This window comes from Mycobacterium sp. 1245111.1 (genome assembly GCF_001673405.1).
In the GTDB taxonomy this organism is placed as follows: Bacteria; Actinomycetota; Actinomycetes; order Mycobacteriales; family Mycobacteriaceae; genus Mycobacterium.
The window spans coordinates 13,290-38,794 of record NZ_LZLV01000111.1 but is presented as its reverse complement, the minus strand read 5'-3'; the positions used below and the strand labels follow the sequence as shown (position 1 = coordinate 38,794).

General features: G+C 66.3%; 17 protein-coding genes and 1 pseudogene. 2 read left to right on the top strand and 16 right to left on the bottom strand.

What is annotated here, in order from left to right; all coding sequences use genetic code 11:
• Window positions 1-234, bottom strand: a pseudogene (locus A5658_RS28875) (hypothetical protein); the annotation flags it as partial.
• Between A5658_RS28875 and A5658_RS16560 the strand changes: the two are divergent.
• Window positions 208-1,113, top strand: coding sequence for an FAD-dependent monooxygenase (locus A5658_RS16560; protein WP_067337327.1), 906 nt, complete (start codon window positions 208-210; stop codon window positions 1,111-1,113). The pseudogene A5658_RS28875 and the gene A5658_RS16560 overlap by 27 nt on opposite strands.
• Here A5658_RS16560 and A5658_RS16555 read toward each other — a convergent pair.
• The 10 genes from A5658_RS16555 to A5658_RS16510 all read right to left on the bottom strand — a co-directional run bounded on the left by A5658_RS16555 (window position 1,110) and on the right by A5658_RS16510 (window position 17,579).
• The gene (locus A5658_RS16555; protein ID WP_067337322.1) at window positions 1,110-1,874 is read right to left on the bottom strand and encodes a crotonase/enoyl-CoA hydratase family protein; all 765 of its coding nucleotides are present in this window, start codon (window positions 1,872-1,874) and stop codon (window positions 1,110-1,112) included. The genes A5658_RS16560 and A5658_RS16555 overlap by 4 nt on opposite strands.
• Window positions 1,871-2,593 (bottom strand): PaaX family transcriptional regulator C-terminal domain-containing protein, encoded by a 723-nt coding sequence (locus A5658_RS16550; protein ID WP_197503142.1) that lies wholly within the window; start codon window positions 2,591-2,593, stop codon window positions 1,871-1,873. The genes A5658_RS16555 and A5658_RS16550 overlap by 4 nt, the downstream gene beginning before the upstream one ends.
• 16 nt (window positions 2,594-2,609) lie before the next feature.
• Entirely contained in the window at window positions 2,610-3,548 is a 939-nt protein-coding gene (locus A5658_RS16545) for a crotonase/enoyl-CoA hydratase family protein (protein WP_067337338.1), read from the bottom strand.
• A gap of 61 nt (window positions 3,549-3,609) precedes the next feature.
• Entirely contained in the window at window positions 3,610-5,238 is a 1,629-nt protein-coding gene (locus A5658_RS16540; protein ID WP_067337336.1) for an acyl-CoA dehydrogenase family protein, read from the bottom strand.
• Between the two features lie 47 nt (window positions 5,239-5,285).
• Entirely contained in the window at window positions 5,286-6,131 is an 846-nt protein-coding gene (locus A5658_RS16535) for a PHB depolymerase family esterase (RefSeq protein ID WP_067337316.1), read from the bottom strand.
• 1 nt (window position 6,132) lies between these two features.
• Window positions 6,133-6,891, bottom strand: a complete 759-nt coding sequence (locus A5658_RS16530; RefSeq protein ID WP_067337313.1) for a deoxyribonuclease IV — start codon at window positions 6,889-6,891, stop codon at window positions 6,133-6,135.
• Window positions 6,892-7,012: 121 nt separating this feature from the next.
• Complete coding sequence (locus tag A5658_RS16525) at window positions 7,013-10,963, bottom strand: DNA-directed RNA polymerase subunit beta' (RefSeq protein ID WP_067337310.1); 3,951 nt, start codon at window positions 10,961-10,963, stop codon at window positions 7,013-7,015.
• Between the two features lie 57 nt (window positions 10,964-11,020).
• On the bottom strand, window positions 11,021-14,527 hold the full coding sequence (locus tag A5658_RS16520; RefSeq protein ID WP_197503141.1) for a DNA-directed RNA polymerase subunit beta: 3,507 nt from the start codon (window positions 14,525-14,527) through the stop codon (window positions 11,021-11,023).
• A 375-nt stretch (window positions 14,528-14,902) separates the two neighbouring features.
• A complete protein-coding gene (locus A5658_RS16515) occupies window positions 14,903-15,976 on the bottom strand; it encodes an ABC transporter ATP-binding protein (protein WP_067337307.1) in 1,074 nt (357 codons plus the stop codon).
• Between the two features lie 88 nt (window positions 15,977-16,064).
• Window positions 16,065-17,579: a carotenoid oxygenase family protein gene (locus tag A5658_RS16510; RefSeq protein ID WP_067337304.1), complete on the bottom strand. Its 1,515-nt coding sequence runs from the start codon at window positions 17,577-17,579 to the stop codon at window positions 16,065-16,067.
• Between the two features lie 78 nt (window positions 17,580-17,657).
• Between A5658_RS16510 and A5658_RS16505 the strand changes: the two genes are divergently transcribed.
• Window positions 17,658-18,338: a TetR/AcrR family transcriptional regulator gene (locus tag A5658_RS16505; RefSeq protein WP_067337301.1), complete on the top strand. Its 681-nt coding sequence runs from the start codon at window positions 17,658-17,660 to the stop codon at window positions 18,336-18,338.
• Window positions 18,339-18,389: 51 nt separating this feature from the next.
• Here A5658_RS16505 and rplL read toward each other — a convergent pair whose 3' ends face one another.
• From rplL to A5658_RS16480, 5 genes are all read right to left on the bottom strand, one after another.
• On the bottom strand, window positions 18,390-18,782 hold the full coding sequence (gene rplL, locus A5658_RS16500) for a 50S ribosomal protein L7/L12 (protein WP_067337298.1): 393 nt from the start codon (window positions 18,780-18,782) through the stop codon (window positions 18,390-18,392).
• Between the two features lie 29 nt (window positions 18,783-18,811).
• Window positions 18,812-19,438: a 50S ribosomal protein L10 gene (rplJ, locus tag A5658_RS16495; RefSeq protein WP_067337295.1), complete on the bottom strand. Its 627-nt coding sequence runs from the start codon at window positions 19,436-19,438 to the stop codon at window positions 18,812-18,814.
• Window positions 19,439-19,781: 343 nt separating this feature from the next.
• Entirely contained in the window at window positions 19,782-20,693 is a 912-nt protein-coding gene (locus tag A5658_RS16490) for an ROK family protein (protein WP_067337292.1), read from the bottom strand.
• 3 nt (window positions 20,694-20,696) lie between these two features.
• Window positions 20,697-21,305: a malonyl CoA-ACP transacylase gene (locus A5658_RS16485; RefSeq protein WP_067337289.1), complete on the bottom strand. Its 609-nt coding sequence runs from the start codon at window positions 21,303-21,305 to the stop codon at window positions 20,697-20,699.
• Window positions 21,302-25,447 carry an NEW3 domain-containing protein gene (locus A5658_RS16480; protein ID WP_067337286.1) on the bottom strand — a complete coding sequence of 1,382 codons (4,146 nt, stop codon included), beginning with the start codon at window positions 25,445-25,447 and terminating at the stop codon, window positions 21,302-21,304. The genes A5658_RS16485 and A5658_RS16480 overlap by 4 nt, the downstream gene beginning before the upstream one ends.
• Window positions 25,448-25,505 lie beyond the last annotated feature (58 nt).

Here is a 25,505-nt window from a genome sequence, read left to right as displayed (position 1 = left end):
GTGCAAGATGCGGACGAACGTGCCCCAATGGATCTCGATTTCGCCGCTGACCACTTCGGCGGGCAGACGGGCGACTTCCTTGCCCCGCCCGTCGACCAGTGCGAGCTCGCCCATGCTGGTGGCACCGGCTCGCACCTTCTCCAGCAGGCCCATCTTTTCGAGCACCGTCAACGCGGGGCCGCGAAAGTCGCCCGTCTGCCCGCCGAAGTGGTCAGCGGCGAAATCGAGATCCATTGGGGCACGTTCGTCCGCATCTTGCACGAGGCCGTCCGCGACGACGTCAGTTACCGCTTCGGCGTTCGCATTACGGCGATCGACGACGACGGCCAGCGGGTCGAGGCAACCTTCAGCGACGGCTCCACCGGCAACTACGACCTCGTCATCGGGGCAGACGGCCTGCACTCCGGTATGCGCCGGCTGGTGTTCGGCCCGGAGGACCAGTACGTCACCCAGTTGGGTCAATGTTTCGGGTTCTTCGACATCGACAACCGTTTGCGGATGGACCATTGCGGCATGGCGTACATCGACTCGGGTCGTACTGTAGCGCTGCAGGCGATCGATGCCGATCAGCCGGCGCGAGCCAGCCTGTTCCTCAACGATCCCCAGGTGCACTTCGACTATCGGGACACCGAGGCGAACAAGCGACTGTTCGCGCAGCGCTTTGCGGGGATGGGCTGGGAAGTCCCGCACATTCTCGACGGCCTCGCCGAGGCTCCGGTGGTGTACTTCGATTCGATCGCGCAGGTCCATCTGGACTCATATGCGCGCGGACGCGTGTGCCTGACCGGCGATGCCGCCTGGTGCGCATCGCCTCGGTCGGGCATGGGCACCACTCTCGCAATGGTCGGCGCGTACGTGCTGGCGCACGAATTGCGATCGGCGGCAGGCGATTATGCCTCGGTATTCGACCGGTATCAGCGGCTGATGGCGCCGTACGTCTCGCGATGCCAGAAGGTGGCGCTCGACGCGCTGAAAACCGATCGCTACTCGTCGGGCTGGCGTGCCACGCTGCGCAACCTCGTGCTCCAGACGCTGCGCATTCCAGCGGTCAGTAAGTTCGTTGCCAAGCAGTCGCTGGCGGTGGCCCGGTCCTTCAGCTTGCCGAACTACTAAGCCTTGGCGCCGTGCCGGCCGGCCCCCGCGGCGAACCGCCCTGCGCCTTCGGTGGCTTCGGCGACCACCCGCGAGATGCTGGCGAATTCGTTGTCCAGCGCCTCCGCTTCCGGCAGCCCCCACTGGTGTAGGGCCGACAGCCGGTCCGACCGCAGGCACTCCTGCGGTAATGCGGCCAACTCGGCGGCCAGCTCTTCGGCGGCCTTGCGCGCCTGTCCTTTGGGCACAACACGATTGGCCAATCCGATTGCCAGCGCTTCGTCGGCTGCCACGCCGCGGCCAGTGAGAATCATGTCCATCGCCCGGCTGTGTCCGATCAGCCGCGGCAACCGCACGGTGCCGCCGTCGATCAGCGGCACCCCCCACCGGCGGCAAAATACTCCGAACACGGCGTCCTCTTCGGCGACCCGCATGTCGCACCACAGCGCCAGTTCGAGGCCGCCGGCAACCGCGTAGCCGCTGACCGCGGCAATAACGGGTTTCGACAACACCATTCGGCTCGGCCCCATCGGCCCGGGGCCGCTCCGATGCACGGCATTGGCGTCCGGTGTGCCGAAAGCCTTCAAATCCGCTCCGGCGCAGAAGGTTCCGTGATCACCCCAGAGCACCGCAACCGATGCCGAGTCGTCGCGGTCGAACTCGTCGAACGCCTCGAACAACGCGGCCGCGGTGGGGCCGTTGACGGCGTTGCGCGCCTCGGGCCGGTTGAGAATGACCGTCGTCACCGCACCATTGCGTTCTACGCGTACCGGGTCGCTCACGTCGCCTCCACTAGTCGGGTGTCGTCGCGCCGGGACAGCAGTTCCGCGGCGAAGTCGTTGTAGGCGGCCCTTAGTCGCATGCCCGGCCAGTCTTCGGGCAGCAATTCCTCGGGCAGCACCGGGTCGGTCAGGATGTGGCGCACCACCGCGGCGGCCGTCACGAACCGCTCCGGCACGTCGGCGGCCCGGGCCATGTCGTCGAGGAGCCGGTGACCGGTGCGGGCCCACGACGGCAGATCCCACAACTGGCCGGCCAGCTCCGCGGGGTTGTCGTCGCGGCTCTGCACGATCCGCACCCGATCGCGGACCTCGGCGTCCAACTCGAGCTCGAGATTGTCCGGGCGCATCCACACACCCTCGCGCAATTCACCGAACCGCTTCTGCTGCAGCGTAGTTCGCAGCGCGGCGCGGGTACGCGCGTCGGTCCCGACGCTGGTGACGATCAGCGTGGTCCAGCTTCCGCGCCAGGGCCGCAGCTGGGGCCGCATCGCGTCGTCCTGGCGGCGCTGGCGGGCCAGCAGGCGGTCCGACAGTCGATAGCCGTCGGCCGAGCGGACCAAGTCGCCCGCGCTGACCATTCGGGTCAGCGCGACTCGCAGGGTGGCCTCTTTGATGTCGAAGTCTGCTGTGAGCCGGATCAACTCGGCGGCGCTGGCCCACGCCGGGTGCGCGCCAAGCATTACGCTCAGCACCACCGATCGGGCGGTCATGCGGGCCAACGATTTTGACATCAGGTCACACCTGCGAGGCTCGCCGGCCGTAGTCGCCGAACGGTTCGTCGCGATGCTTGACCGCCTCGCGGAAACCGTGCTCGACGGCGTCGGCGACGAAGGCGTGACCCTCAGGCGTATGCCGGGCAACGCCGTCGAACACCGTACTCACCATCCTGCTGGTGGCCACACCCTGTTGCAACAGAGCGGAATTGAGCGCGAGCTTGACCATGATCAGCTGGTTGACCGGCACGGCCGCGATCCGCTCGACCAGTCGTTCGGTGCGCTCGTCGAGGTCCTTGGGGTCCGGCGCCTCGACTGCTAGACCCCATTCGGCCGCCTGGGCGCCGGTGATGCAATCCCCGGTCAACAGAAGGCGTTTGGCCCGTTGGTCGCCGAGCCGGTGCGCCCACATGCCGGCCGCCGGCACACCCCAGACGCGGGTCGGCGGGTAGCCGATCTTGGCGTCCGATGCGGCGATTACCTGGTCGGCGTGCAGTGCGATGTCCGTGCCGCCGGCCACACAGTAGCCGTGAATCTTGACCACCGTGGGCTTGTCCGCGTACAGCAGGCTGGAGAAGCCGCGCACGAAGCGACTCATCATCTGGTAGTCGATCATCGGGTCCCACGGCTGGTTCGGTAAGTGGTTGACCGCCTGGGTTTTACCGTCCAGCGAGGTGCCGTGATACGCGCCGGTGCCGCCCGCCGAGCCGGTGCGATCGGCGTAGGCGCTCAGGTCGAAGCCGGCGCAGAATCCCTCCCCGCGACCCGAAACCAGGATGACGTGGACACTTGGATCCAGGTCGGCGCGTTCGACCAGCGCCGAGAGTTCCAGCGGGGTGTCGGCGATGATTGCGTTGCCCTTGTCGGGCCGGTCGAAGGTGATTCGGGCAACCCGGTCGGTGACCTCATAGGTCATCGTTTTCAAGTTGTCGAAGTCGACCGGCCTGATCGCGTGTGTCATCGGCGCCACTCCTCAACATCGGCGCCGCTCATGCGGCGTGCGGTCGGATCGCTGGCGCGTGTCATCCCTTTACTAGAGCACGTTCGATGATCGGCGCGAGATCCAACCCGGCGGGCATGGTCCCAAATGCCCCGCCCCACTGGCCTTCCAGCCGAGTGGCCAGGAACGCCTCGGCGACGGCCGGGTGCCCGTGGCGCACCAGCAGCGAACCCTGCAGCGCCAGGCAGATGTCCTCGGCGACCTTGCGGGCCCGGTACTGAATGGTCTCCAGTTCTCCGAGCTGCGGGCGCAGCTGCTCGACGTGGCGATCCAGCCGGGCGTCCTGGCCCGCACTCTTGGCCAGCTCGGCGAACAGCACCTCGATGCATTCGGGGCGAGTTGCCATGGCGCGCAACGTGTCCAGGGCGCTGACGTTGCCGGAGCCTTCCCAGATACCCATCAGCGGAGCCTCGCGGTACAGCCGCGGCATGCCGGATTCTTCTACGTAGCCGTTGCCGCCCAGGCACTCCATCGCTTCGGCGGCATGCGGGGTCGCGCGCTTGCACACCCAGTACTTGCTGGCGGCCAACCCGATCCGACGAAGCAGGCCCTCGGTCTGGTCGCCACGCACCGCGTTGTCGGTGGCGCCGGCCATCCGCATGGCGACCATGGTGGCGGCCTCGGCCTCGACTGCCAAGTCGGCCAACACGTTGCGCATCAGCGGCTGGTCGATCAGATACTCACCAAATGCCTTGCGGTGCTGGGCATGGTGCACAGCTTGGGTCAGTCCGGTGCGCATGCTGGTGGCGCTGCCCAGGGTGCAGTCCAGCCGGGTGAGGTTGACCATCTCGATGATGGTCGGCACGCCGCGGCCCTCCTCGCCGACCAGCCAAGCGGTCGCGCCGTCGTACTCGACCTCGCTGGACGCGTTGGCGTTGTTGCCGAGCTTGTCCTTCAGACGCTGCAAGCGCATCCGGTTCAGGCTGCCGTCGGGCAACACGCGCGGCAGGAAGAAGCACGACAGGCCACCCGGTGCCTGGGCGAGCACCAGGAAGATGTCGCACATCGGAGCGGAGGTGAACCACTTGTGACCGGTCAGCCGGTAGCTTCCGTCGCCGTTGCGGACGGCCTCGGTGTTACCGGCGCGGACGTCGGAGCCGCCCTGCTTCTCGGTCATCGACATGCCGGCGGTGATGCCGACTTTGGTTGTCGCAAGCCTCAATTCGGGATCGTACTCACGGCTGGTCAGCAGCGGCTCGTAGACAGCGGCAAGTTCGGGGTTGAAGCGCAGCGCGGGGACAACCGCGTAGGTCATCGAAATCGGGCACATGTGGCCCGGCTCGGCGGTCCAGACGCTGGTTTTGGCCGCCCGCACCACATGGGAGCCGGGCCGGTCGTCGGCCCAGGGCGCCGCATGCAGACCGTGCTCGATCGCCACCTGCATCAGCTCGTGATACGCGGGGTCGAACTCGACCTCGTCGATCCGGTTGCCGTAGCGGTCGTGGGTGCGCAGGATCGGCCGGTTGCGCTGGGCCAGCTCACCCCAGCGTTGAGCCTGGCGGGAGCCCGAGATCGCGCCGACCGCGGTCACCTCGTCCAGGCCCCACTGCCCGCCTTCCCGGATCAGCGCCTCGATGAGCACCGGCGACGAGGCCGGGTTGTGCTCCTCCAACGGCGGTACCTGGTTACTGACGACATGGGTGTCTGGCATGTCGACCATATTACATTTTTTCGACAACCGCACAAGAGGTGTAATGCTCAGCGGTGATGGGCGTCGAAAAACTCCCACAGCTTGGCGGTGGCGAAGTCGGGCCAGTGGTGTCCGCCGTCGGTGACCGTAATCAGTACGACGCCGCGCCCCAGCGCGCACTCGGCGGTCGAGGTGGTGACCTGGCCGTCGGTCGTCTCGGTTGGCGGCTGACATTGATCGACCTTGCGCCACAACGCATTCAACTCCGGAATCGCCGGGCCGTTGATATGGGCGACGCCATGCCCGGGGCCGCCACCGTAGGGGACGTTCGGGTCTGCGGTGCCGTGAACCGCCATCACCGAGATGGGATGTGGTGACTTGCACGGATCTAGCTGCGTACCGGCGACCGGGCCGATCGCGGCGAACAGCGTGGTGTTGCACGCCAACGTGTACGACATGATGCCGCCGTTGCTCATGCCGGTGGCATACACGCGCGAGGCGTCGATGCCGATGTTCTTGGCGACGTCGGCGACGACCGCACCGATGAAGGCGACGTCGTCGATGTGTTCTCGGGCGGGCTTACCGCAACAACCGCCGCCGTTGACATTCCACGCCCGCTTCACACCGTCGGGATACACCGCGACGAATTTCGCCGAATCGGCCAATTGGTCCCAGCCGTAGGACCTTTCGGCTTGCTCGGCGCTGCCGAAGCCGCCGTGTAGCACCACGACGAGACTTGCCGAGGCGGGCAACCCAGCGGGTTTGTGTAGTCGATAGACCCGATCCTGGCCGCTTACGCTGATCGTGTGGATGCTGGAGCCGTCGACAAAGCCCGACGGCGGCGTCGGGTGAAGGACCGCGCATCCTGCGAGAACCAGCACGACGGCCAGCAGCATCGCGGTCCGGTGCCGCATCTCAGGCGCTCGTCTTCTCCCGCAGGAACGCTATGTCGTCTTTGCGGCCCTCTTCGGCCGTCTCGCAGATCACCGGCGCGTCGGCGGCCTTGACCACCGCCACCAGCAACTCGGGATCGATCTGGCCCGTGCCGAAGTTGGCGTGCCGGTCGCGTCCGGAGCCGGCCGAGTCCTTGGAGTCGTTGCAGTGCACCAGGTCGATGCGCCCGGTGATGGCCTTGATCCGGTCGACCGCGTCGACGAGTCCCTCCCCCGCTGCCCAGGCGTGGCAGGTGTCGAGGCAGAATCCGACGCCTGCGTCGCCGATGTGGTCCCACAGCCGCGCGATGGTGTCGAAGTGGCGGGCGATCGCGTGATCGCCGCCGGCCGTGTTCTCCAGGTACACCGGGACTTTCGTCTCCAACTGATCGAGCGCCTTGCGCCAGCGCTGGAACCCCTCGTCTAGGTCGTCGTCCTCGGTGACGTGTCCGCCGTGCACGATCACCGCGGCAGCACCGATGTCGGTGGCCGCGTCGCAGGTCTGCTGCAGGATCTTGCGCGACGGGATCCGCACGCGGTTGTTCGCCGAGGCGACGTTGATCAGGTACGGCGCGTGCACGTAGATCGGCAGTGCGGCGGCCTTGAGTTCCGCGGCGTCCTCACGTGGTTTCGGAGCCTTCCAGCTTTGCGGATTGCCGAGGAAGATCTGCACGACATCGGCGTTCTCGGCCGCGGCGGTGGCCAGCGGGTCCTGCGGGCTGATATGTGAACCGATAAGCACGTCGGCCAGTCTAGTGACGGGGCCGGACAGCCCGGCGCCCTTGCCGAAACTGCGGCTGGACGCACACCGGGCCCGGCACGAAAAAGCCCCGGGCGAACCCGGGGCTCTTTCGTTGTGTCGACTAGCGGTAGTCGGAGTAGCCGTAGTCGTCCAGCGGGACCGCGGCTCCGGTCGCCTGGCCGAAGTCCGGGCTGTAGTACTGATCCTCGTAGGACGGGATCGTGTACGCCGCGGCGCGGGCTTCCTCGGTCGGCTGCACCTGGATGTTGCGGTACCGGTTGATGCCGGTACCGGCCGGGATCAGCTTTCCGATGATCACGTTCTCCTTCAGACCCTGCAGCTTGTCGCTGCGGCAGTTGATCGCCGCATCGGTCAGCACACGCGTGGTCTCCTGGAACGACGCCGCGGACAGCCACGAGTCGGTGGCCAGCGACGCCTTGGTGATACCCATCAGCACCGGACGTCCGGCCGCGGGTTCGCCGCTCTCGGCCACCACGCGACGGTTCTCCGCCTCGAAGTCGGCGCGATCGATCAGCGAACCGGGCAGGAACTCCGTCGAGCCCGAGTCGATGATGGTCACCCGGCGCAGCATCTGCCGGACGATCACCTCGATGTGCTTGTCGTGGATGGACACACCCTGTGCGCGGTAGACCTCCTGCACCTCCTTGGTCAGGTGGATCTGCACCTCGCGGGGGCCCTGCACACGCAGCACCTCGTGCGGGTCGGCCGAACCTTCCATCAGCTGCTGGCCCACCTCGACGTGGTCGCCATCGGCGAGCAGCCGCTCGGAACCGTCTTCGTGCTTGAACACCCGCAGACGCTGACGCTTCGAAAGCTTGTCGTAGACAACCTCTTCGCCGCCGTCGTCCGGAACGATGGTGATCTTGTAGAAGCGCTCGCCGTCCTCCAGGCGCACCCGTCCGGTGACGTCGGCGATCGGTGCCTTACCGCGCGGCACGCGGGCCTCGAACAGCTCCTGCACCCGGGGCAGACCGCCGGTGATGTCCTCACCGACACCACCCTGGTGGAAGGTACGCATTGTCAGCTGCGTGCCGGGCTCACCAATCGATTGCGCCGCAACGATACCCACGGCTTCACCGATGTCGACCAGCTTGCCGGTCGCCATCGAGCGGCCGTAGCACGTCGCACACACACCGGTACCGGTGGTGCAGGTCAGCACGGAGCGGACCTTCACCTGCGTGATGCCGGCCGCCAGCAGCGCGTCGATCTGCGGGTCACCCAGGTCCTCGCCACGGGCGACGACCACGTTGCCCTTCTCGTCGACCGCGTCGGTGCCCAAAGTGCGGGCGTAGGCCGAGGTTTCGATGTGCGGGTCACGGATCAGCGTGCCGTCGGGCTGGCGCTCCGCCAGCTCGACCAGGATGCCGCGCTCGGTGCCACAGTCGGTCTCGCGCACGATGACGTCCTGCGACACGTCGACCAGACGACGGGTCAGGTAACCCGAGTCGGCAGTACGAAGTGCGGTGTCCGCCAGACCCTTTCGGGCGCCGTGGGTGTTGATGAAGTACTCCAACACCGTCAGGCCCTCACGGAACGACGACTTGATCGGCCGCGGGATGAACTCACCCTTCGGGTTGGTCACCAGACCCTTCATGCCGGCCAGGGTTCGCGTCTGGGTGAAGTTACCGGTCGCGCCCGAGTCGACGATCGTGATGATCGGGTTGTCGGCCGGGTAGTGCTCGCGAAGAGCCTCACCCACCTTGTCGGTGGCTTCCTTCCAGATCTCGACCAAGGCCTCGTTGCGCTCGTCGTGGTTCAAAGCACCGCGCTGGTACTTCTTTTCGACCCCGTCGGCTTCCTTCTCGTAGGCGTCGAGGATCTCGCCCTTGTTCGGCGGGACCAACACGTCGGCCATCGAGACGGTGACACCCGACCGGGTGGCCCAGTGGAAGCCGGCGTCCTTGAGTTTGTCCACGGTCTGCGCGACCACGATCATCGGGTAGCGCTCGGCGAGGTCGTTGATGATCGCAGCCTGCACCTTCTTGTGCATCTGCTTGTCCACGAACGGGTACCCGACGGGCAACAGCTCGTTGAACAGCACCCGACCCAGCGTCGTCTCCGCGATCCAGGCATCGCCTGGCTGCCAACCATTTTGGCCGAACAGCTCCGCCTCGATCTCGGCGGGCGGACGCAACTGCGTCAGCCGGACCTTGATCTTGGCCCGCACACTCAGCGCGCCGCGGTCCATCGCCATGATGGCCTCGGCCGGTGAGGCGTACACGCCCGACTCCGGCTGATCCTTGGCGGCGGGCGTGTATTCGCCTTGGTCGCCGGCGATCTCGGTGGTCAGGAAGTACAGCCCGGTCACCATGTCCAGTCGCGGCATGGCCAGCGGGCGACCCGAGGCCGGCGACAGGATGTTGTTGGAAGAGAGCATCAGGATGCGGGCCTCGGCTTGCGCCTCGGCGCTCAGCGGCAAGTGCACGGCCATCTGGTCACCGTCGAAGTCGGCGTTGAACGCCTCACAGACCAATGGGTGCAGCTGAATAGCCTTGCCCTCCACCAGCTGTGGCTCGAAAGCCTGGATACCCAGCCGGTGCAGAGTCGGTGCACGGTTCAGCAACACCGGGTGCTCGGCGATGACCTCTTCGAGGACGTCCCACACTTGCGGACGCTGACGTTCCACCATCCGCTTGGCGCTCTTGATGTTCTGCGCGTGGTTGAGGTCAACCAGTCGCTTCATCACGAACGGCTTGAACAGCTCGAGAGCCATTAGCTTGGGCAGACCACACTGGTGCAGCTTGAGCTGCGGGCCGACCACGATGACCGAACGGCCCGAGTAGTCGACGCGCTTACCAAGCAGGTTCTGACGGAACCGACCCTGCTTACCCTTGAGCAGATCCGACAGCGACTTGAGTGGGCGGTTACCCGGTCCGGTGACCGGACGGCCGCGACGGCCATTGTCGAACAGCGCGTCGACCGACTCCTGCAGCATCCGCTTCTCGTTGTTGACGATGATCTCGGGCGCGCCGAGGTCGATCAGCCTCTTGAGTCGGTTGTTGCGGTTGATCACGCGGCGATACAGGTCGTTCAGGTCGGAGGTCGCGAAGCGGCCACCGTCGAGCTGAACCATCGGACGCAGCTCCGGCGGGATCACCGGAACGGCGTCGAGCACCATGCCCATCGGCGAGTTGCCCGACTGCTGGAATGCCGCAACGACTTTCAGACGCTTCAGCGCGCGCAGCTTCTTCTGGCCCTTGCCGTTCTTGATGACGTCACGCAGGATCTCGGCCTCGGCGTCGATGTCGAAGGTCTCGATCAGCTTCTGGATCGACTCCGCGCCCATCGCACCGGTGAAGTACTCGCCATAGCGATCGATGAGCTCGCGGTAGAGGTTCTCGTCGACGATCAGCTGCTTGGGAGCCAGCTTGGTGAAGGTGGTCCAGATCTCCTCGAGCCGGTCCAGCTCACGCTGGGCGCGGTCACGAAGCTGACGCATCTCACGCTCGCCACCGTCCCGAACCTTGCGTCGCGCATCGGCTTTCGCGCCCTCGGCCTCCAACTCGGCCAGGTCGGCTTCCAGCTTCTGCGCGCGCGCTTCGAGGTCGGCGTCGCGCTGGTCCTCGATCGCCTTGCGCTCGACGACCATCTCGGCCTCGAGCGTGGACAGCTCGTTGTGCCGCATCTCGTCGTCGACCGCGGTGATCACGTAGGCGGCGAAGTAGATGATCTTCTCGAGATCCTTCGGCGCCAGGTCGAGCAGGTAGCCCAACCGTGACGGCACACCCTTGAAGTACCAGATGTGGGTGACCGGTGCGGCCAGCTCGATGTGGCCCATCCGCTCACGGCGCACCTTGGCGCGAGTAACCTCGACGCCGCAGCGCTCACAGATGATGCCCTTGAAGCGGACGCGCTTGTACTTGCCGCAGTAGCACTCCCAGTCGCGAGTCGGTCCGAAGATCTTCTCGCAGAACAGGCCGTCCTTCTCCGGCTTCAACGTGCGGTAGTTAATGGTCTCCGGCTTCTTGACCTCACCGAAGGACCAGTTTCGGATGTCTTCCGCGGTGGCCAGACCAATACGGAGTTCATCGAAGAAGTTGACGTCTAACACGTAACTCCCTTTCCCCTTGCGGGTTTAGTAACCAATAGCGCCGCGGCTCCGCCGCGATCAGGCAAGGTCCTCGACGGACGCAGATTCGTTGCGGGACAAGTTGATTCCCAGGTTCGCCGCAGCGCGCTCCAGGTCCTCGTCGTCGCCGTCGCGCATCTCGATGGCCGCACCATCGCTGGAGAGCACCTCGACGTTGAGGCACAGCGACTGCAGCTCCTTGAGCAGCACCTTGAACGACTCGGGGATACCTGGCTCGGGGATGTTCTCGCCCTTGACGATCGCCTCGTACACCTTGACCCGGCCGACGGTGTCGTCGGACTTGATGGTCAACAGCTCCTGCAGCGTGTACGCGGCGCCGTAGGCCTGCATGGCCCAGCACTCCATCTCACCGAACCGCTGACCACCGAACTGCGCCTTACCGCCCAGCGGCTGCTGGGTGATCATCGAGTACGGACCGGTGGAGCGGGCGTGGATCTTGTCGTCCACCAAGTGGTGCAGCTTCATGATGTACATGTAGCCAACCGTCACCGGGTACGGGAACGGCTCGCCACTGCGACCGTCGAACAGGTTCGCCTTGCCGTCCGCGTTCACCATCACGTCGCCGTCGCGGTTGGGCAGCGTCGAGGCCAGCAGGCCCTGCAGCTCCTCTTCCTTGGCGCCGTCGAACACCGGCGTCGCGACGATCGAGTCCGGCTGCGACGTGTGCAGGTCCTGCGGCAGCTTCGCCGCCCACTCGGGAGCACCTTCGATGTTCCAGCCTGCCTTGGCCACCCACCCCAGGTGGGTCTCCAGGATCTGGCCGATGTTCATCCGTCGCGGCACACCGTGCGTGTTCAGGATGATGTCCACCGGGGTGCCGTCCGGAAGGAACGGCATGTCCTCGACCGGCAGGATCTTGCCGATGACGCCCTTGTTGCCGTGGCGTCCGGCCAGCTTGTCACCGTCGGAGATCTTGCGCTTCTGGGCGACGTAGACGCGGACCAGCTCGTTGACGCCGGCCGGCAGCTCGTCGTCGTCCTCACGCGAGAACACCCGGATACCGATCACCTTGCCGGACTCACCGTGCGGCACCTTCAGCGACGTGTCGCGGACCTCGCGGGCCTTCTCACCGAAGATCGCGCGGAGCAACCGCTCCTCCGGGGTCAGCTCGGTCTCACCCTTCGGGGTGACCTTGCCGACCAGGATGTCGCCGTCGCGGACCTCGGCACCGATGCGAACGATGCCGCGCTCGTCGAGGTCGGCCAGCACCTCGTCGGAGACGTTCGGGATGTCCCGGGTGATCTCCTCGGCGCCCAGCTTGGTGTCGCGGGCGTCGATCTCGTGCTCCTCGATGTGGATCGAGGTGAGCACGTCCTCTTCAACCAGCCGGTTGGACAGGATGATCGCGTCCTCGTAGTTGTGGCCTTCCCACGGCATGACCGCGACGAGCAGGTTCTTGCCCAGCGCCATCTCACCGTTGTCGGTGCACGGCCCGTCGGCAATGACCTGGCCGGCCTCGACCCGCTCACCGGAGTCCACGATCGGACGCTGGTTGGCGCAGGTGCCGTGGTTCGACCGAGCGAACTTGCGCATCCGGTAGGTGTGCCGGGTGCCGTCGTCGGCCATCACGGTGATGTAGTCCGCCGACACCTCCTCGATCACGCCGGCCTTGTCGGCGACGACGACGTCACCGGCGTCGATCGCGGCGCGCAGCTCCATGCCGGTACCCACCAACGGCGCCTCGCTGCGCACCAGCGGAACCGCCTGGCGCTGCATGTTGGCACCCATCAGGGCACGGTTGGCGTCGTCGTGCTCGAGGAACGGAATCATCGCGGTGGCCACCGAGACCATCTGCCGCGGCGAGACGTCCATGTAGTCGACCTCGGCCGAGGACACGTACTCGACCTCGCCGCCCTTGCGTCGGACCAGCACGCGGTCCTCGGCGAAGTGGCCCGCATCGTCGAGAGGCGAGTTGGCCTGCGCGACGACGTGGCGGTCCTCCTCGTCGGCGGTCAGGTACTGGATCTCGTCGGTGACGACGCCGTCGGTCACCTTGCGGTACGGCGTCTCGATGAAGCCGAACGGGTTCACCCGCGCGTACACCGACAGCGACCCGATCAGACCGATGTTCGGACCTTCCGGGGTTTCGATCGGGCACATCCGGCCGTAGTGGCTTGGGTGCACGTCACGAACCTCAAGGCCGGCGCGCTCACGGGACAGACCACCAGGGCCCAGCGCCGAGAGGCGGCGCTTGTGGGTCAGACCCGACAGCGGGTTGTTCTGGTCCATGAACTGCGACAGCTGGCTGGTGCCGAAGAACTCCTTGATCGCGGCGACCACCGGGCGGATGTTGATCAGGGTCTGCGGCGTGATCGCCTCGACGTCCTGAGTGGTCATCCGCTCGCGGACCACGCGCTCCATCCGGGACATACCGACCCGGATCTGGTTCTGGATCAGCTCGCCGACCGTGCGCAGACGACGGTTACCGAAGTGGTCGATGTCGTCGGTCTCCACCGGCACCTCGACGCCGCCGGGGACGGTCATCGTGGCCTGGCCCTCGTGCAGGCGCACCAGGTACTCGACGGTGGCGACGACGTCTTCCTCGGTCAACGTGGTCGACGAGGTCTCGGTCGGCGTGGCGCTCAGGCCCAGCTTCTTGTTGATCTTGTAGCGACCGACGCGGGCCAGGTCGTAGCGCTTCTCCTTGAAGAACAGGTTCTCCAGCAGGGTCTGCGCGGACTCCTTGGTCGGCGGCTCGCCCGGACGCAGCCGGCGGTAGATCTCCAGCAGCGCCTCGTCGGAGTTCGCGGTGGGGTCCCGCTCGAGGGTCTGCATCATGATCTCGGAGAAGCCGAAGCGCTCACGGATCTGCTCGTTGCTCCAGCCCAGCGCCTTGAGCAGCACGGTGACCGCCTGGCGACGCTTGCGGTCGATGCGCACACCGACGGTGTCGCGCTTGTCGATGTCGAACTCGAGCCACGCACCGCGGCTCGGAATCACCTTGACGCTGTGCAGCACCTTCTCGGTGGACTTGTCGATGGTGTCGTCGAAGTACACGCCCGGCGAGCGGACCAGCTGGCTGACCACCACCCGCTCGGTGCCGTTGATGATGAACGTGCCCTTCTCGGTCATCATCGGGAAGTCACCCATGAACACCGTCTGGCTCTTGATCTCGCCGGTGTTGTTGTTGATGAATTCCGCGGTGACGAACAGCGGGGCCGCGTACGTCATGTCCTTGTCTTTGCACTCATCGACCGGGGCCTTGACCTCGTCGAATCGTGGGTCAGAGAACGAGAGCGACATGGAACCCGAGAAATCCTCGATGGGCGAGAGCTCTTCGAGTACTTCTTCGAGACCGCCCTTCGGGTTGACCTCGCCGCGCTCCACGGCGCGCTCGCGCCAGGTGTCCTTGCCGATCAGCCACTCGAACGAGTCGGTCTGCACGTCCAGCAAGCCCGGCACCTCGAGAGGTTCGCGCAGCTTGGCGAACGAGACACGATCGGGAGCCCCGGGAACGGAACTATTTGAAGAGGCAGAACTTGAGGAAGTAAGTGGGTTTTTCTTGCTCTGGCGGGAGACTGCCAAGATGCGTTCCTTCCAGCACCTCATGCGACTAGAGAATCCGGAGGCCACCGGAGCCGTTCGCCGCTATCACTTTGTCGGTTCGGCTGGCGGACGATCTGTCCGAATCTCACGCACGCAGCTAATTCGCTGAATCAGCGATAGTTCAAGCTAAGACCACTGTGTCGTGTGGCGGGTGTGAGGTGGGCAGGAGGCAGCCAGCGCAACGTCCAACAATAGCGCAGGACGGCGCATTCCTCAACTACCCTGCTCGGGTGTATCGGCGCTGGCTGGCGACTCTACTTTCCCGTGCGTACATGCTGCCCAACAGACTGACGCTTGCGGAGGCTTCCGTCAAGAGGTGACGCACCTTGTTTGTGGAACAAATTCCTTCCGGACTCAGTACCCACGCTGAGTGGGAATGGCTGCGGTGTCGGCGTCGTCGCGGTGCCGTGAGTGGTCGTCGTAGTCCTTGGCTTTCGCGGTCTCGGCTTTGTCGTTCTCGAACGACTCGAGGATGGCTTCCTGGGCCTGTTTGGGTAGCAGGTGCAGGTTTTCCCGGACTCGGGCCTGGCGCCGGGCGGCTGCCTTGCGCTCGGGCATGCCCGGGGTCGCGGTGACCTGCGGGGGCACCCCCTCGATCTCGTCGACACCGCCGTCGTGGTGGCCGGCCTCCAAGTGGGCCTGCTCCTCGGCCATGGTGGCTTCGTCTTTTTCCTCACTCATCCCGATCGGGCCGATACGACGACCGTTGAGGAACTGGCGCACCACCGGCTCATCAGAGGTCAGTAGCACCTCACGCGGGCCGAACATAACCAGCTTGCGGCGAAACAGCATGCCCATGTTGTCGGGCACCGTGCGGGCGATGTTGATGTTGTGCGTCACGATCAAGATCGTGCAGTCGATCTGGGCGTTGATGTCGATCAACAACTGCGACAGATACGCCGTACGGACCGGGTCCAACCCGGAGTCGGGCTCGTCACACAAAATGATCTTCGGATCCAACACCAACGAGCGGGCCAACCCGGCGCGCTTGCGCATACCACCAGAAATCTCACCGGGGAACTTCTTCTCATCCCCGCCCAGACCCACCATGTCGAGCTTTTCCATGACGATGTCACGGATCTCGCTCTCCTTCTTCTTGGTGTGCTCCCGCAACGGGAACGCGGTGTTGTCATACAGATTCATCGACCCGAACAACGCGCCGTCCTGGAACATCACCCCGAACAGGGTGCGGATGTCGTAGAGCTCTTTAGCCGAACACTCCGTGATATCCGTGCCATCGACCACGATCGAGCCACGCTCGGGGCGCAACAATCCGATCAGCGACTTCAAAAACACCGACTTACCCGTACCTGAGGGGCCCAGCAAAACGCTGACCTCGCCCTCCGGGATCTCCATCGTGACGTCTTCCCAAATCCGCTGGGAACCGAAAGACTTCGTCAGCCCCTCAACCGAGATACCGATACCCACGCGAATTCCTCCCGCTGACATTGCTCACCGCAGCCCAAGCCCAGCTTGTGGCTTGAGTCACTGTAGCGCACAGGGAGGTCAGTTTTGATCAGTCCTGCGGCGCCCAGTTTCCGTGAAATCCCATCGGCACGCGTTGCGGTAAGTGGACCGTCGCTACCAATTCACAGGTTTGTCCGTCGAGCAGCAGCAGTTGGCCTTCGTCACGTCCGCGGTGATAGCCGTAACCGATCAGGATTCCGTCGTCCTCAGACAAGCTAGCCGAGCGGGCGGCGGGGCGCGGGACGAACGACATCTCGCCGATCAGCAAGTCGGGGTCGAGCGGAGCGATCATGCTCGATCCGGTGGCAAAGTCGTGCTTGTAGAGCGCTGTCGACATTTGCGTTCTGCCTGAGCCGAGGTAGCCACCGTCCATGCCGACGGTGTAGCCGAAGCGATGCTTGCTGCCCAGCAGCGTCTCGTTGATCCGGGGGAATTCCTGAGACCGGTCGTCACGGCGCTCCGTGGAGACCGCGCCGGTGGTGAGGTCGATCGTCCACCGATCCAGGGTGGGCGCGCTCTCGCCGGGACCGCGACGGTCGCGGTCGAACATCCGCTCGTAGCGCACCACGTCGAGCACCAGCACTTCGTGGGAGTTGCGATCCTCTGAGTAAGCGTTCAGCGGGTGGTAGACGTAGCAGGGTTCGATGTCGAACCACCGCACATCACTGTTTCCACCTTCGCGCGGCATGACGCCGATGCGCGCCGGGTACTTCGGGTTCCACGCGTATGGCAGCTGGTAGGCCGACTTCTCGTTACGGTTGAGCATCGCGGCGATCGGCCCGGGCACCGGCACCTGACCGACGACGGCTTCGGCCACGATCTGGGCCGGCCGCCGCATCCATCGCGGCATCTTCTTCGGCAACACCTGCATCGGGTCAAGCGTGACCGGCAGGTCGTAGAGCACGACGTATTTATCAGTGAGCGAGAAGTCGTGCATCATCGGCGACCCCGACACCGAGATGTCGACGGTGCGACGGGCCCGCCCGGTTGTGTCGATCACGGAATACTGCACTGACTTGCCGCGTGCAAACGAGTAATTCACCGCGTGCAGTTCGCCGGTGCGCGGATCGCGGTGCGGGTGGGCGGCGTAGCCGCCGGACAGGGTGCCGTCGAAGTCGCATGTCCCTACGGTGTCGAGCTCGTCGGTCAGTTCGTAATTGGCGACACCACCTTCGATCAGCGCCAGCGTCTTGCCGGCGTGGGCCAACACGTTGGTGTTGGCGCCCAGGGCCTGCATGCCGGCCTTGATGTTGCGGGTAGCGGCCGGTGGCTCGCCCAGGACATTGCGCACAGCGGCGCTGCGAACCCAGCGGTTGCGATACCAGCCGGCCTTGCCGCCCTGCAGCGCAACGCCGTGCACCATGCCGTCACCGGTGAACCAGTGATAGGTGGCCGGGTCGACCTCCGCAACAGGGTTGGGCCCGTTGCGCAGATAACGGCCGTCCAGAAACTCCGGGATGTGGCCGGTGACCGGCAGGTCGGTGGCGGTCACTTCTTTGCTGACCGGGGCGAGGAAGTCGTCAAGATACGGATTGGCCGGCGGTGCGGTGACAACGTTGCTCACTTCTGTCTCCTAGCTCGCATAACATTGATATGTCACTGTTATACCGATTCATCGAGAGGTGTGTCAAGATGTCTGCTGATGACGTCTTCGACCGCGCGGCCCGAGCGCAACGTGCGCGACGCGTTGCTGCGTGTCGCCGTAGACATCCTCAACCACGACGGCCCAGACGGATTGCAGACGCGCAAGATCGCCAGCGCCGCCGGCACGTCGACGATGGCGGTGTACACCTACTTCGGCGGCATGCCCGGGTTGATCGCCGCGGTTGCCGACGAGGGGTTGCGCCAGTTCGATGCCGCGATGACGATGCCGGCGACGTCGGACCCGGTCGCCGACCTGATGGCGACCGGTATCGCATATCGGCGCTACGCGATCGAGCGCCCGCACATGTATCGGCTGATGTTCGGCAGCACCAGCGCGCACGGCATCAATGCGCCGGCGCACAACGTCCTGACCCTGACGCTGGCCGAGATCAACGACCACTACCCCAGCTTCGCCCACGTCGTGCGTGGCGTACACCGGGCGATGCAGGCCGGTCGGATCAACGGCTCACCCGACGACGACGCCGCGGTGGTGGCCACCGCCGCGCAGTTCTGGGCTGCGATTCACGGGTTTGTCATGCTCGAACTGGCCGGCTCCTACGGCGAGCAGGGCAGCGCCGTCGGACCGGTGCTGGCCGCAATGACGACGAATTTGCTTGTCGCGCTGGGTGATTCGCCGGAACTGGTGCGCAAGTCCCAGCTGGCGTCGGTCCAGCGCTAGATACACGAAACCCCCGGAACCTGTTCGGCCCCGGGGGTTTTCGCGATTCGACTACTTGACGGTGACGGTGGCGCCGGCGGCCTCGAGCTTGCTCTTGGCCTCGTCGGCGGCCTCCTTGGGGGCCTTCTCCAGAACCGGCTTCGGCGCGCCGTCCACGAGGTCCTTGGCCTCCTTCAGGCCCAGACCCGAGACGATCTCACGCACGACCTTGATGACGCCGATCTTCTTGTCGCCGGCGGACTCGAGGATGACGTCGAATTCCGACTGCTCCTCGGCGGCCTCGCCAGCGGGAGCACCGCCAGCCGGAGCGGCGGCAGCGACGGCGACCGGAGCGGCCGCGGTGACCTCGAAGGTCTCTTCGAACTTCTTCACGAACTCCGAGAGTTCCAGCAAGGTGAGTTCCTTGAAGGCGTCGAGCAGTTCGTCAGTGGAGAGCTTGGACATGTGGTGGGTCCTTCCTGGGTGTTACGGGGTTATTCGGTGGTTTCGGCGGGTGATTCCGCAGGTGTTTCGGTTGTCTCTGCCTCGGCAGCCGGGGCTGCTTCGGCCGGGGCCTCGGCGGGGGCCGCAGCTTCGGCTGGGGCCTCGGCGGCTTTCTTCTCTTGCAGGGCGAAGGCGAGCCTGGCCATTTGCGAGGCGGGCGCGTTGAACAGCCCGGCCGCCTTGGACAGGTTGGCCTTCATCGCTCCGGCCAGCTTGGCGAGCAGGACCTCGCGCGACTCCAGGTCGGCGATGCGCTCGACTTCGGCGACGGTCAGCGCCCGACCGTCCATGTAGCCGCCCTTGATGACCAGCGCCTTGTGGTCCTTGGCGAACTTCTTGATCGCCTTGGCGGCGTCGACGGCCTCGCCGCTGACGAACGCGATCGCGGTCGGACCGACGAACAGCTCGTCGAGACCTTGCACGCCGGCTTCCGACGCAGCCCGCTTGATCAGCGTGTTCTTCGCGACCGAGTAGGTCGCGGAACCAGCAAGCGAACGGCGCAGCTCGGCCAGGTTGGCGACCGTCAAACCGCGATACTCGGTGATCACGGTCGCCGTTGAGCTCTTGAACTGCTCAGCGATGTCTGCAACGGCGGTGGCCTTTTCAGCCTGTGCCATGCATTCCTCCTTGGGTTCTTCAGCCCGGAAACGACGAACGCCCCGACGCAGGATGCGGTCGGGGCGTGAAGTTTCCGTGGGCTCGCGCCAACGAAGGTCTGCCTCGTCCTCCTGCGTGGGCCGCCGGGAATTCCCGGACCTTCAACCGATTGCTCGGTGACCGACGGTCTTCGGTGGATCGCCGACCACCATACAGTGGACGGCCGCGATCAGCCAAAACGACGAGTCATACCAGTTGGGTGAGGCTCATCAGACAGAAGCCAGGGCTGTGGATAGCCGAGAATCATGACCCTGGCTTCTGTTTCAGGCACGAAGTCATCGACAGATGGCCGGGCGCGGTGATTCATGTGACTCGTGAGACCAGAGCAGCGGCCCCGATCAACCCGGCGTCGCCGCCTAGCGCCGCCGGCACCACCCGCAGGCCGCGGATGAAGCTCAGCCCCGTGTAGTTGGCCAGCGCTGCCCGTAACGGGTCGAACAGCAGCGAGCCCGACCTGGCCACTCCCCCGCCGAGAACGACGAGGTCGAGGTCGCACACCGCCCCGACCGAAGCGATCATCGCGGCCAGCGCGGTGGCGCCGCGGTGGAAAGCCTGCAGCGCGGCGGGATCACCGGCTTGGGCCGCTTCGGCCAGCGCCGCCGCGTCGGCGCCCGCCGGACCCTCCCAGCCGTTGGCCAACGCCCACCGCGTCATCCACGGGCCGGAAGCGATGGTCTCGACGCAGCCGTGGCTGCCGCATGGGCACGGCTGTCCGTCGAGCTCGACAACGACGTGGCCGACGTGACCGGCGTTGCCGGTCCGCCCGTGATACGGCTTGCCGTCGAGCACCAGCCCGCCACCCACCCCGGTCGAGACCACCATCCCGAGCATGAAGCGGGCGCCGCGGCCGGCGCCGCGCCAATGCTCGCCCAGCGCCATGCAGATGGCGTCACCGGCCAGTTCAACAGGCACATGAGGGATCGCCGCCGCCACGCGATCGCGAAGTGGAAACCCTTGCCAGGAACCAATATTGACCGGGCTGACTGTTCCCGCTGACGCGTCGATGGGGCCAGCGCTTCCGATGCCGACCGCGCGGATCGAGTGTTCGGCGGCCTTGACGGCATCGGCGATCATTCGGTCGAGCACGTTCCAGACATGCTCGGCGTCATGGTCTTTCGGCGTGGGTTCGACGAACTTGTGCAGAAGTTCGCCAGCCGGGTCGACCAGTCCGACGGCGATCTTGGTGCCGCCGATATCGAGTGCCAGGGTCAGCATGATTCAGTGCCGATGGGTGTTGTCGGGTTGGCGCGGGTCGCCCGGATGCTCGTAGCCATGTGCGAGCTGAACAAGTGCAGCACGGCGTTGGTCGAGCCAGATCCGGAAGGCCCGCCGTCGGGCAGCAGCCCGGAGATGCTCGGCGATCGCCGGGCGCACCTCCGCGAGCGGCGGCATGGTCGTCGCCGGAGCCCGCCAACCGTTGGTTTCACGTTGAGAGACACTGAACCGCAACGGGTTCCGATCGTGGTACGCGGCGACGTCGTCATCGCTGACGTCGACATCCGCGGTGATCTGGGCGAACAGCGCCCGCGCCCGCGGGTCGGCCAGCGCCGCGGCGGCGATGCTGCCGATCTCCAGCCGGGCGGTAATGTCGGGCAGCAGCTCGTCTTCGCTCGGCGCATCGTCGACGTTGACTCCGCGGGCGCCGGCCTCGACGGCGACCACCCGTTCGGTCACGATCAGCTGGGTGAGCCAACGTCGCAGTTGCCTGCCCTCGCTGGTGCCGGCGGCCGGGAGCGCGGCGGCCAGCGGACCGTTGCGCAGTCGCGCCTCACGTTCGTCGACGTCCTCGACCGGCACCGGAATACCCTGCACGGAAGCAACTTTCATCGCACGGTCACCTTCACTGCGGGCGAGTAGACGAGGCGGCCCGCGCAGCCGATCCGGATCAGCGCCCACCACTGGCCAGGCTCGACCCACGCGGGCGGGTGCACGTCGAAGCCGATGTCGACCGTGCCACGGGCCGGTAACACCGCACCCAGCGCCGGCGGCCCGATCCACTCCCACGTGCCCCAGGGGCTGATCAGGTGCGCTTCCAGGCTCAGGTCGGCCCCTGCGTCGGTGGCCACCGTAGCCGTCAGCCGAGCCGAATCACCCGCGGCCACAACGATATCCGTCGGCTCGCGCGTCAGGTAGACCAGTCCGCCGTCGTCGGCGTCGCCCACCGAGACAACTGCGACGTCCTCGACCACCTGCCGCCAGGAGCCTGGGATCCCGGCATCGGTGACGGCAAGTTGTGCTCGAACGGGATACACGCCAGGCTCGACGCCGAGGGGCGTCTCCACCACGATGTCGGCGTCCAGATGCTCTCCGGCCGGCAACGTGAAGGGCAGCGCGGCGGGCCGGGCCGACCAGCCGGGCGGGCAGACCAGCGACACGGTTCCGGCCAGCGCCGCATCGGTGCTGTCGCTGGCCAATGTCACGCGCAGCGACACTTCGGAATTCGGCTCGGCAGTGCGCCGGTGTGGGTGCAGGTGCGCGACGACGGGCAGGCCACCCAGCGGCGCCGGTCCGCGGTTGTGCAGCCAGTAGCGCGCGTACAGCGGCTGCGCGATCTCGGCATCCGGTGCCAACACCGCGTTTTCGGCGTCGAGCAGGCGCGGCAGGTCGAATCGCGCAAGTGTGGTGGCGATTTGATGGCCGTGCAACGTCGTCACGTGGTCACGGCCCTGCGGCTGCTCCAATAGATCGGCGGACCGCAGCTCGGACACCGTGCCCAGCGGCGAACGCACATCGACTTTGGTTTCGCCGCCACGGGTTTCGACCAACCGGATCGCGACGTGGCCCGTGTCGACACGCTGGGCGCTGCCGTGCGCCATCGGGTTGCCGGCCGCCTTGAGCGCGCCCAGCTGCACGGCGCCGACCGGTTCTACCTGGAGCAGTGAGCCGGTCGCGGGCAGCCCGCCCAGCGAGCCCGACGACGTCACCGGCAGCAGTGGATGGGAGAACTCGGCGCTACGCTCGGGCACTTCGGCGCGGCGCCAGTCGCCGCCACCGCACACCAGCGCGTAGTCGAAAGTGTGTGTCCAGTGCTGCAATTGGAAGTTCGAGCCGTCTGGAGCGGTGCGCCGCGGCTCGTCGATCCAGATGCCGGACGGCCAGCCGGTGCACGACCGCATCAGCGCCGTATGCAGGGTGCCGTCGGTCTCGACGGCGAAGCTGGGTACGCCGCGGTTGCACAAGGCGACGGTGCGCGATTCGAAGTCGCGCAGGCCCGACGGGGCGCGCTGCTTGACGACGATCTCCGCGTCGGCGAGATCGTCGACCACCGCCGCGATCGCCGCGGCGAGCTGGGCGTCGTCGCGCCCGGCGATCACCAACACCGGCAGCGCCGGTGGATCCCGTAGGTCGGCATCGGGAATCCAGGTCTCGGCCAATGGGGCGGCGGCGGGGACCCACACCGTGGCTCGGCCGGTGGCGGCCAGCTGCCGATCGACCTCGCGGGCGTAGGCCGGGTCGGCGGCCGCCAGCACCGATGCGGTAAACGCGCTCTGGCCCAGGGCGATCCGCGTGTCAGGCAGGTTGGAATCGACGCCGAGCAGCCCGTACCGCGGTCGGTCGGCGCTGCTGCAGGTCGCGGTGACACCGGCCCGCACCAGCGCGACCACCAGCTCGCGGGCCAGCTCACCGCTGCAAGCCTCGGTGGGTGTGACGACCTCGGCGACCGACACCGTGCGCACCCCGTCGCCGACGCGGATTCGCGCCGCCGACGACAACCCGAACCAGCCGTAGGCGGGGCTGTCCAGCGTCCACGGGTGGTCGGCGGTGTCCACCGCCTCAGAGCCGTTGTGCAGCAACGCAAAGCCACGACCGACCACCGCGTCGCCGACTTCACTGACCGGCATCGCGCCCGGCACCGGGCAGGGCCAACGCAGCCGCAGCAGCCGGTCTTCGCCGACGAAGTCGTCGATCGTGGTGGCGCAGTCGACCCGATCGACGCCGCGCCACAACGTCAGCGTCTGCGTGTAGCGCAGCAATTCACCGATCCGGCCGCGGACCACCAGTCGCCGCCCCAACGCACTGCGGTAGGCCTGAACCTCGGCCGTCGACGCCGACGAGCCGACGACCGGCCCCTTAGGCAGCAGGTGCCAGGGGCCTTCGCCGCCGGTCGGATGCGCCGGGTATTCCTCGTAGACCGCCAGCTCGTTGCCGACGCGTCCCGCCGCGATCAGCTGCTTGCCGTCGCGCACCAGCGAGACCACCCCGCCGCCGCGCAGCGGGTCGACCGCCAATCGGTAGTGCTCGTTGGCGATTTCGTTGCCCTCCAACGACTCCCAACCGCCGTCCGCATTGCCGGCAACCACCCGGTACGAACGCCAACCCAGCGACGGCACGTCGCGGGCGAGCCAGCTGATCGACGTCCCGCCGTGCTCGACCACCGCGGGAAGCGCCACGCCGTCGTGATCCAGCACCTGGACGCCGGCGCCGAGTGGGTCCGCGAATCGGGCGGCGACGATGTCGGTCCGACTGTGGGTCAACGTGTTCCACACGACGACTTCGCCGTCGACCGCACTCGACAGCAGCGCCAGCGAGTTGTCGCGCGCCGCCTTGCCCAGCTCCCACGCGTCGCGCCAGCCGGTCAGCAGGTCGAGGTAGACCTGGTCGGACTCCGAGCCGGTGATCGCGTCGTGGTGGGCGCCGTAGGCCAACTGCACCCATGCCTTGGCCAGCGCGGCCTGAGGATAGCCGGCGCCGCCAACCAAACCGGCGAACACCGCGAACTTCTCGGCGTCCAGCACCGCGTCCTCGGCGGCGCGGTTGGCCTGCTTGGTGTCGATGAACGACACGTCCTTGCCGGTGTAGATCGGGTTCATGTCACGGGTCTGCGGCGACGGCATCTCGCCGCGCTCGTCCAGTTCGGTCAACACCGCGGCGAAGAACTCACGCGGCAGCGCGCACACGAACCGCGGCCAGGTGTACCGCGCGGCCCAGTCGCGATGAATCTCGGTGACCCACTTGTTCGGTGGCGTGTAATCGGTGCCGACGGGCAGCAGTACGTTGCGGGTCAGCGCGACCTTCTTCAGCTCGGTGAACAACTCGAGGCAGGCTCGCTCGGCTTCGCTCACCGTGGTCGATTCGTCCATCCACCAGCCGGCCGAGTAATGCGCCGGCATGTAGTGCGTGAGCAGCCCGCGGCCTGACGGCGAGATCCATTCGAACTCGCTGCTGAACTGCATGCCCGACACGCCGCCCTCGCTGTGCATCGGGCCCCACTGGTGGTGCGGTCCGCGGGCCCACGAACTCGAGGTCAGACCGGCGTCGGCGGCCATGCCGGGAAACTGCGGGTCGTGGCCGAACACGTCGAGCTGCCATGCCGTTTCCGGGCTGCCCCCCAGCACGTCACGTTGAAAACCCATGCCGTGCACGAGGTTTCGGATGGTCGTCTCTGGGCTGGTGAGGTTCGTATTCGGCTCGTTGTAGGTGCCGCCCATGATCTCGACGCGGCCCTGCTTCATCAACCGGCGTAGGTCCGCGCGGTCTTCGGGATGGGTGTCCCAATACGGCTTGAGGTAGTCGACCTCGGCGAGGACGAATTTGTATTCGGGTTCCCGGCGGGCCATCTCCAGATGCGCGTGCACCAACTCGAAAGCGTTTGTCTGACGGGCCTTTCCGGGCGGGTCCTCGGTCCACAGGCTGGTGTAAGCGCCCTGGGTGTTCCACCACACCGGGTCGTAGTGGAAGTGGCTGATCATGAACATCGTCCAGCCCGGCTCGGCGACAACGAATTCGAACGACGCCTCCACACGCCCCGCATGCACCGAAGCGGTTCGCCGCTGCCCGACCACCGGACGCTCCACCACGACCGGCACCTCGACGACGTCCACGCCAGATGCCGACCCGCTCAGCCCGTCACCGGAAACGTGAACCTCGACGGGCTCGGCAAAGCCGTCCAGCCTCACCCGAACCAGCTGTAGCGGGGCGTCCGCCGGGCCCACGAAAAGTTCAGTCGACTCCGCCGACGTCACCTGCATTCCCGCACCCTACGACGTCTTTGTCACCCACGGGTGCAAGGCTTGACACACGTACGCA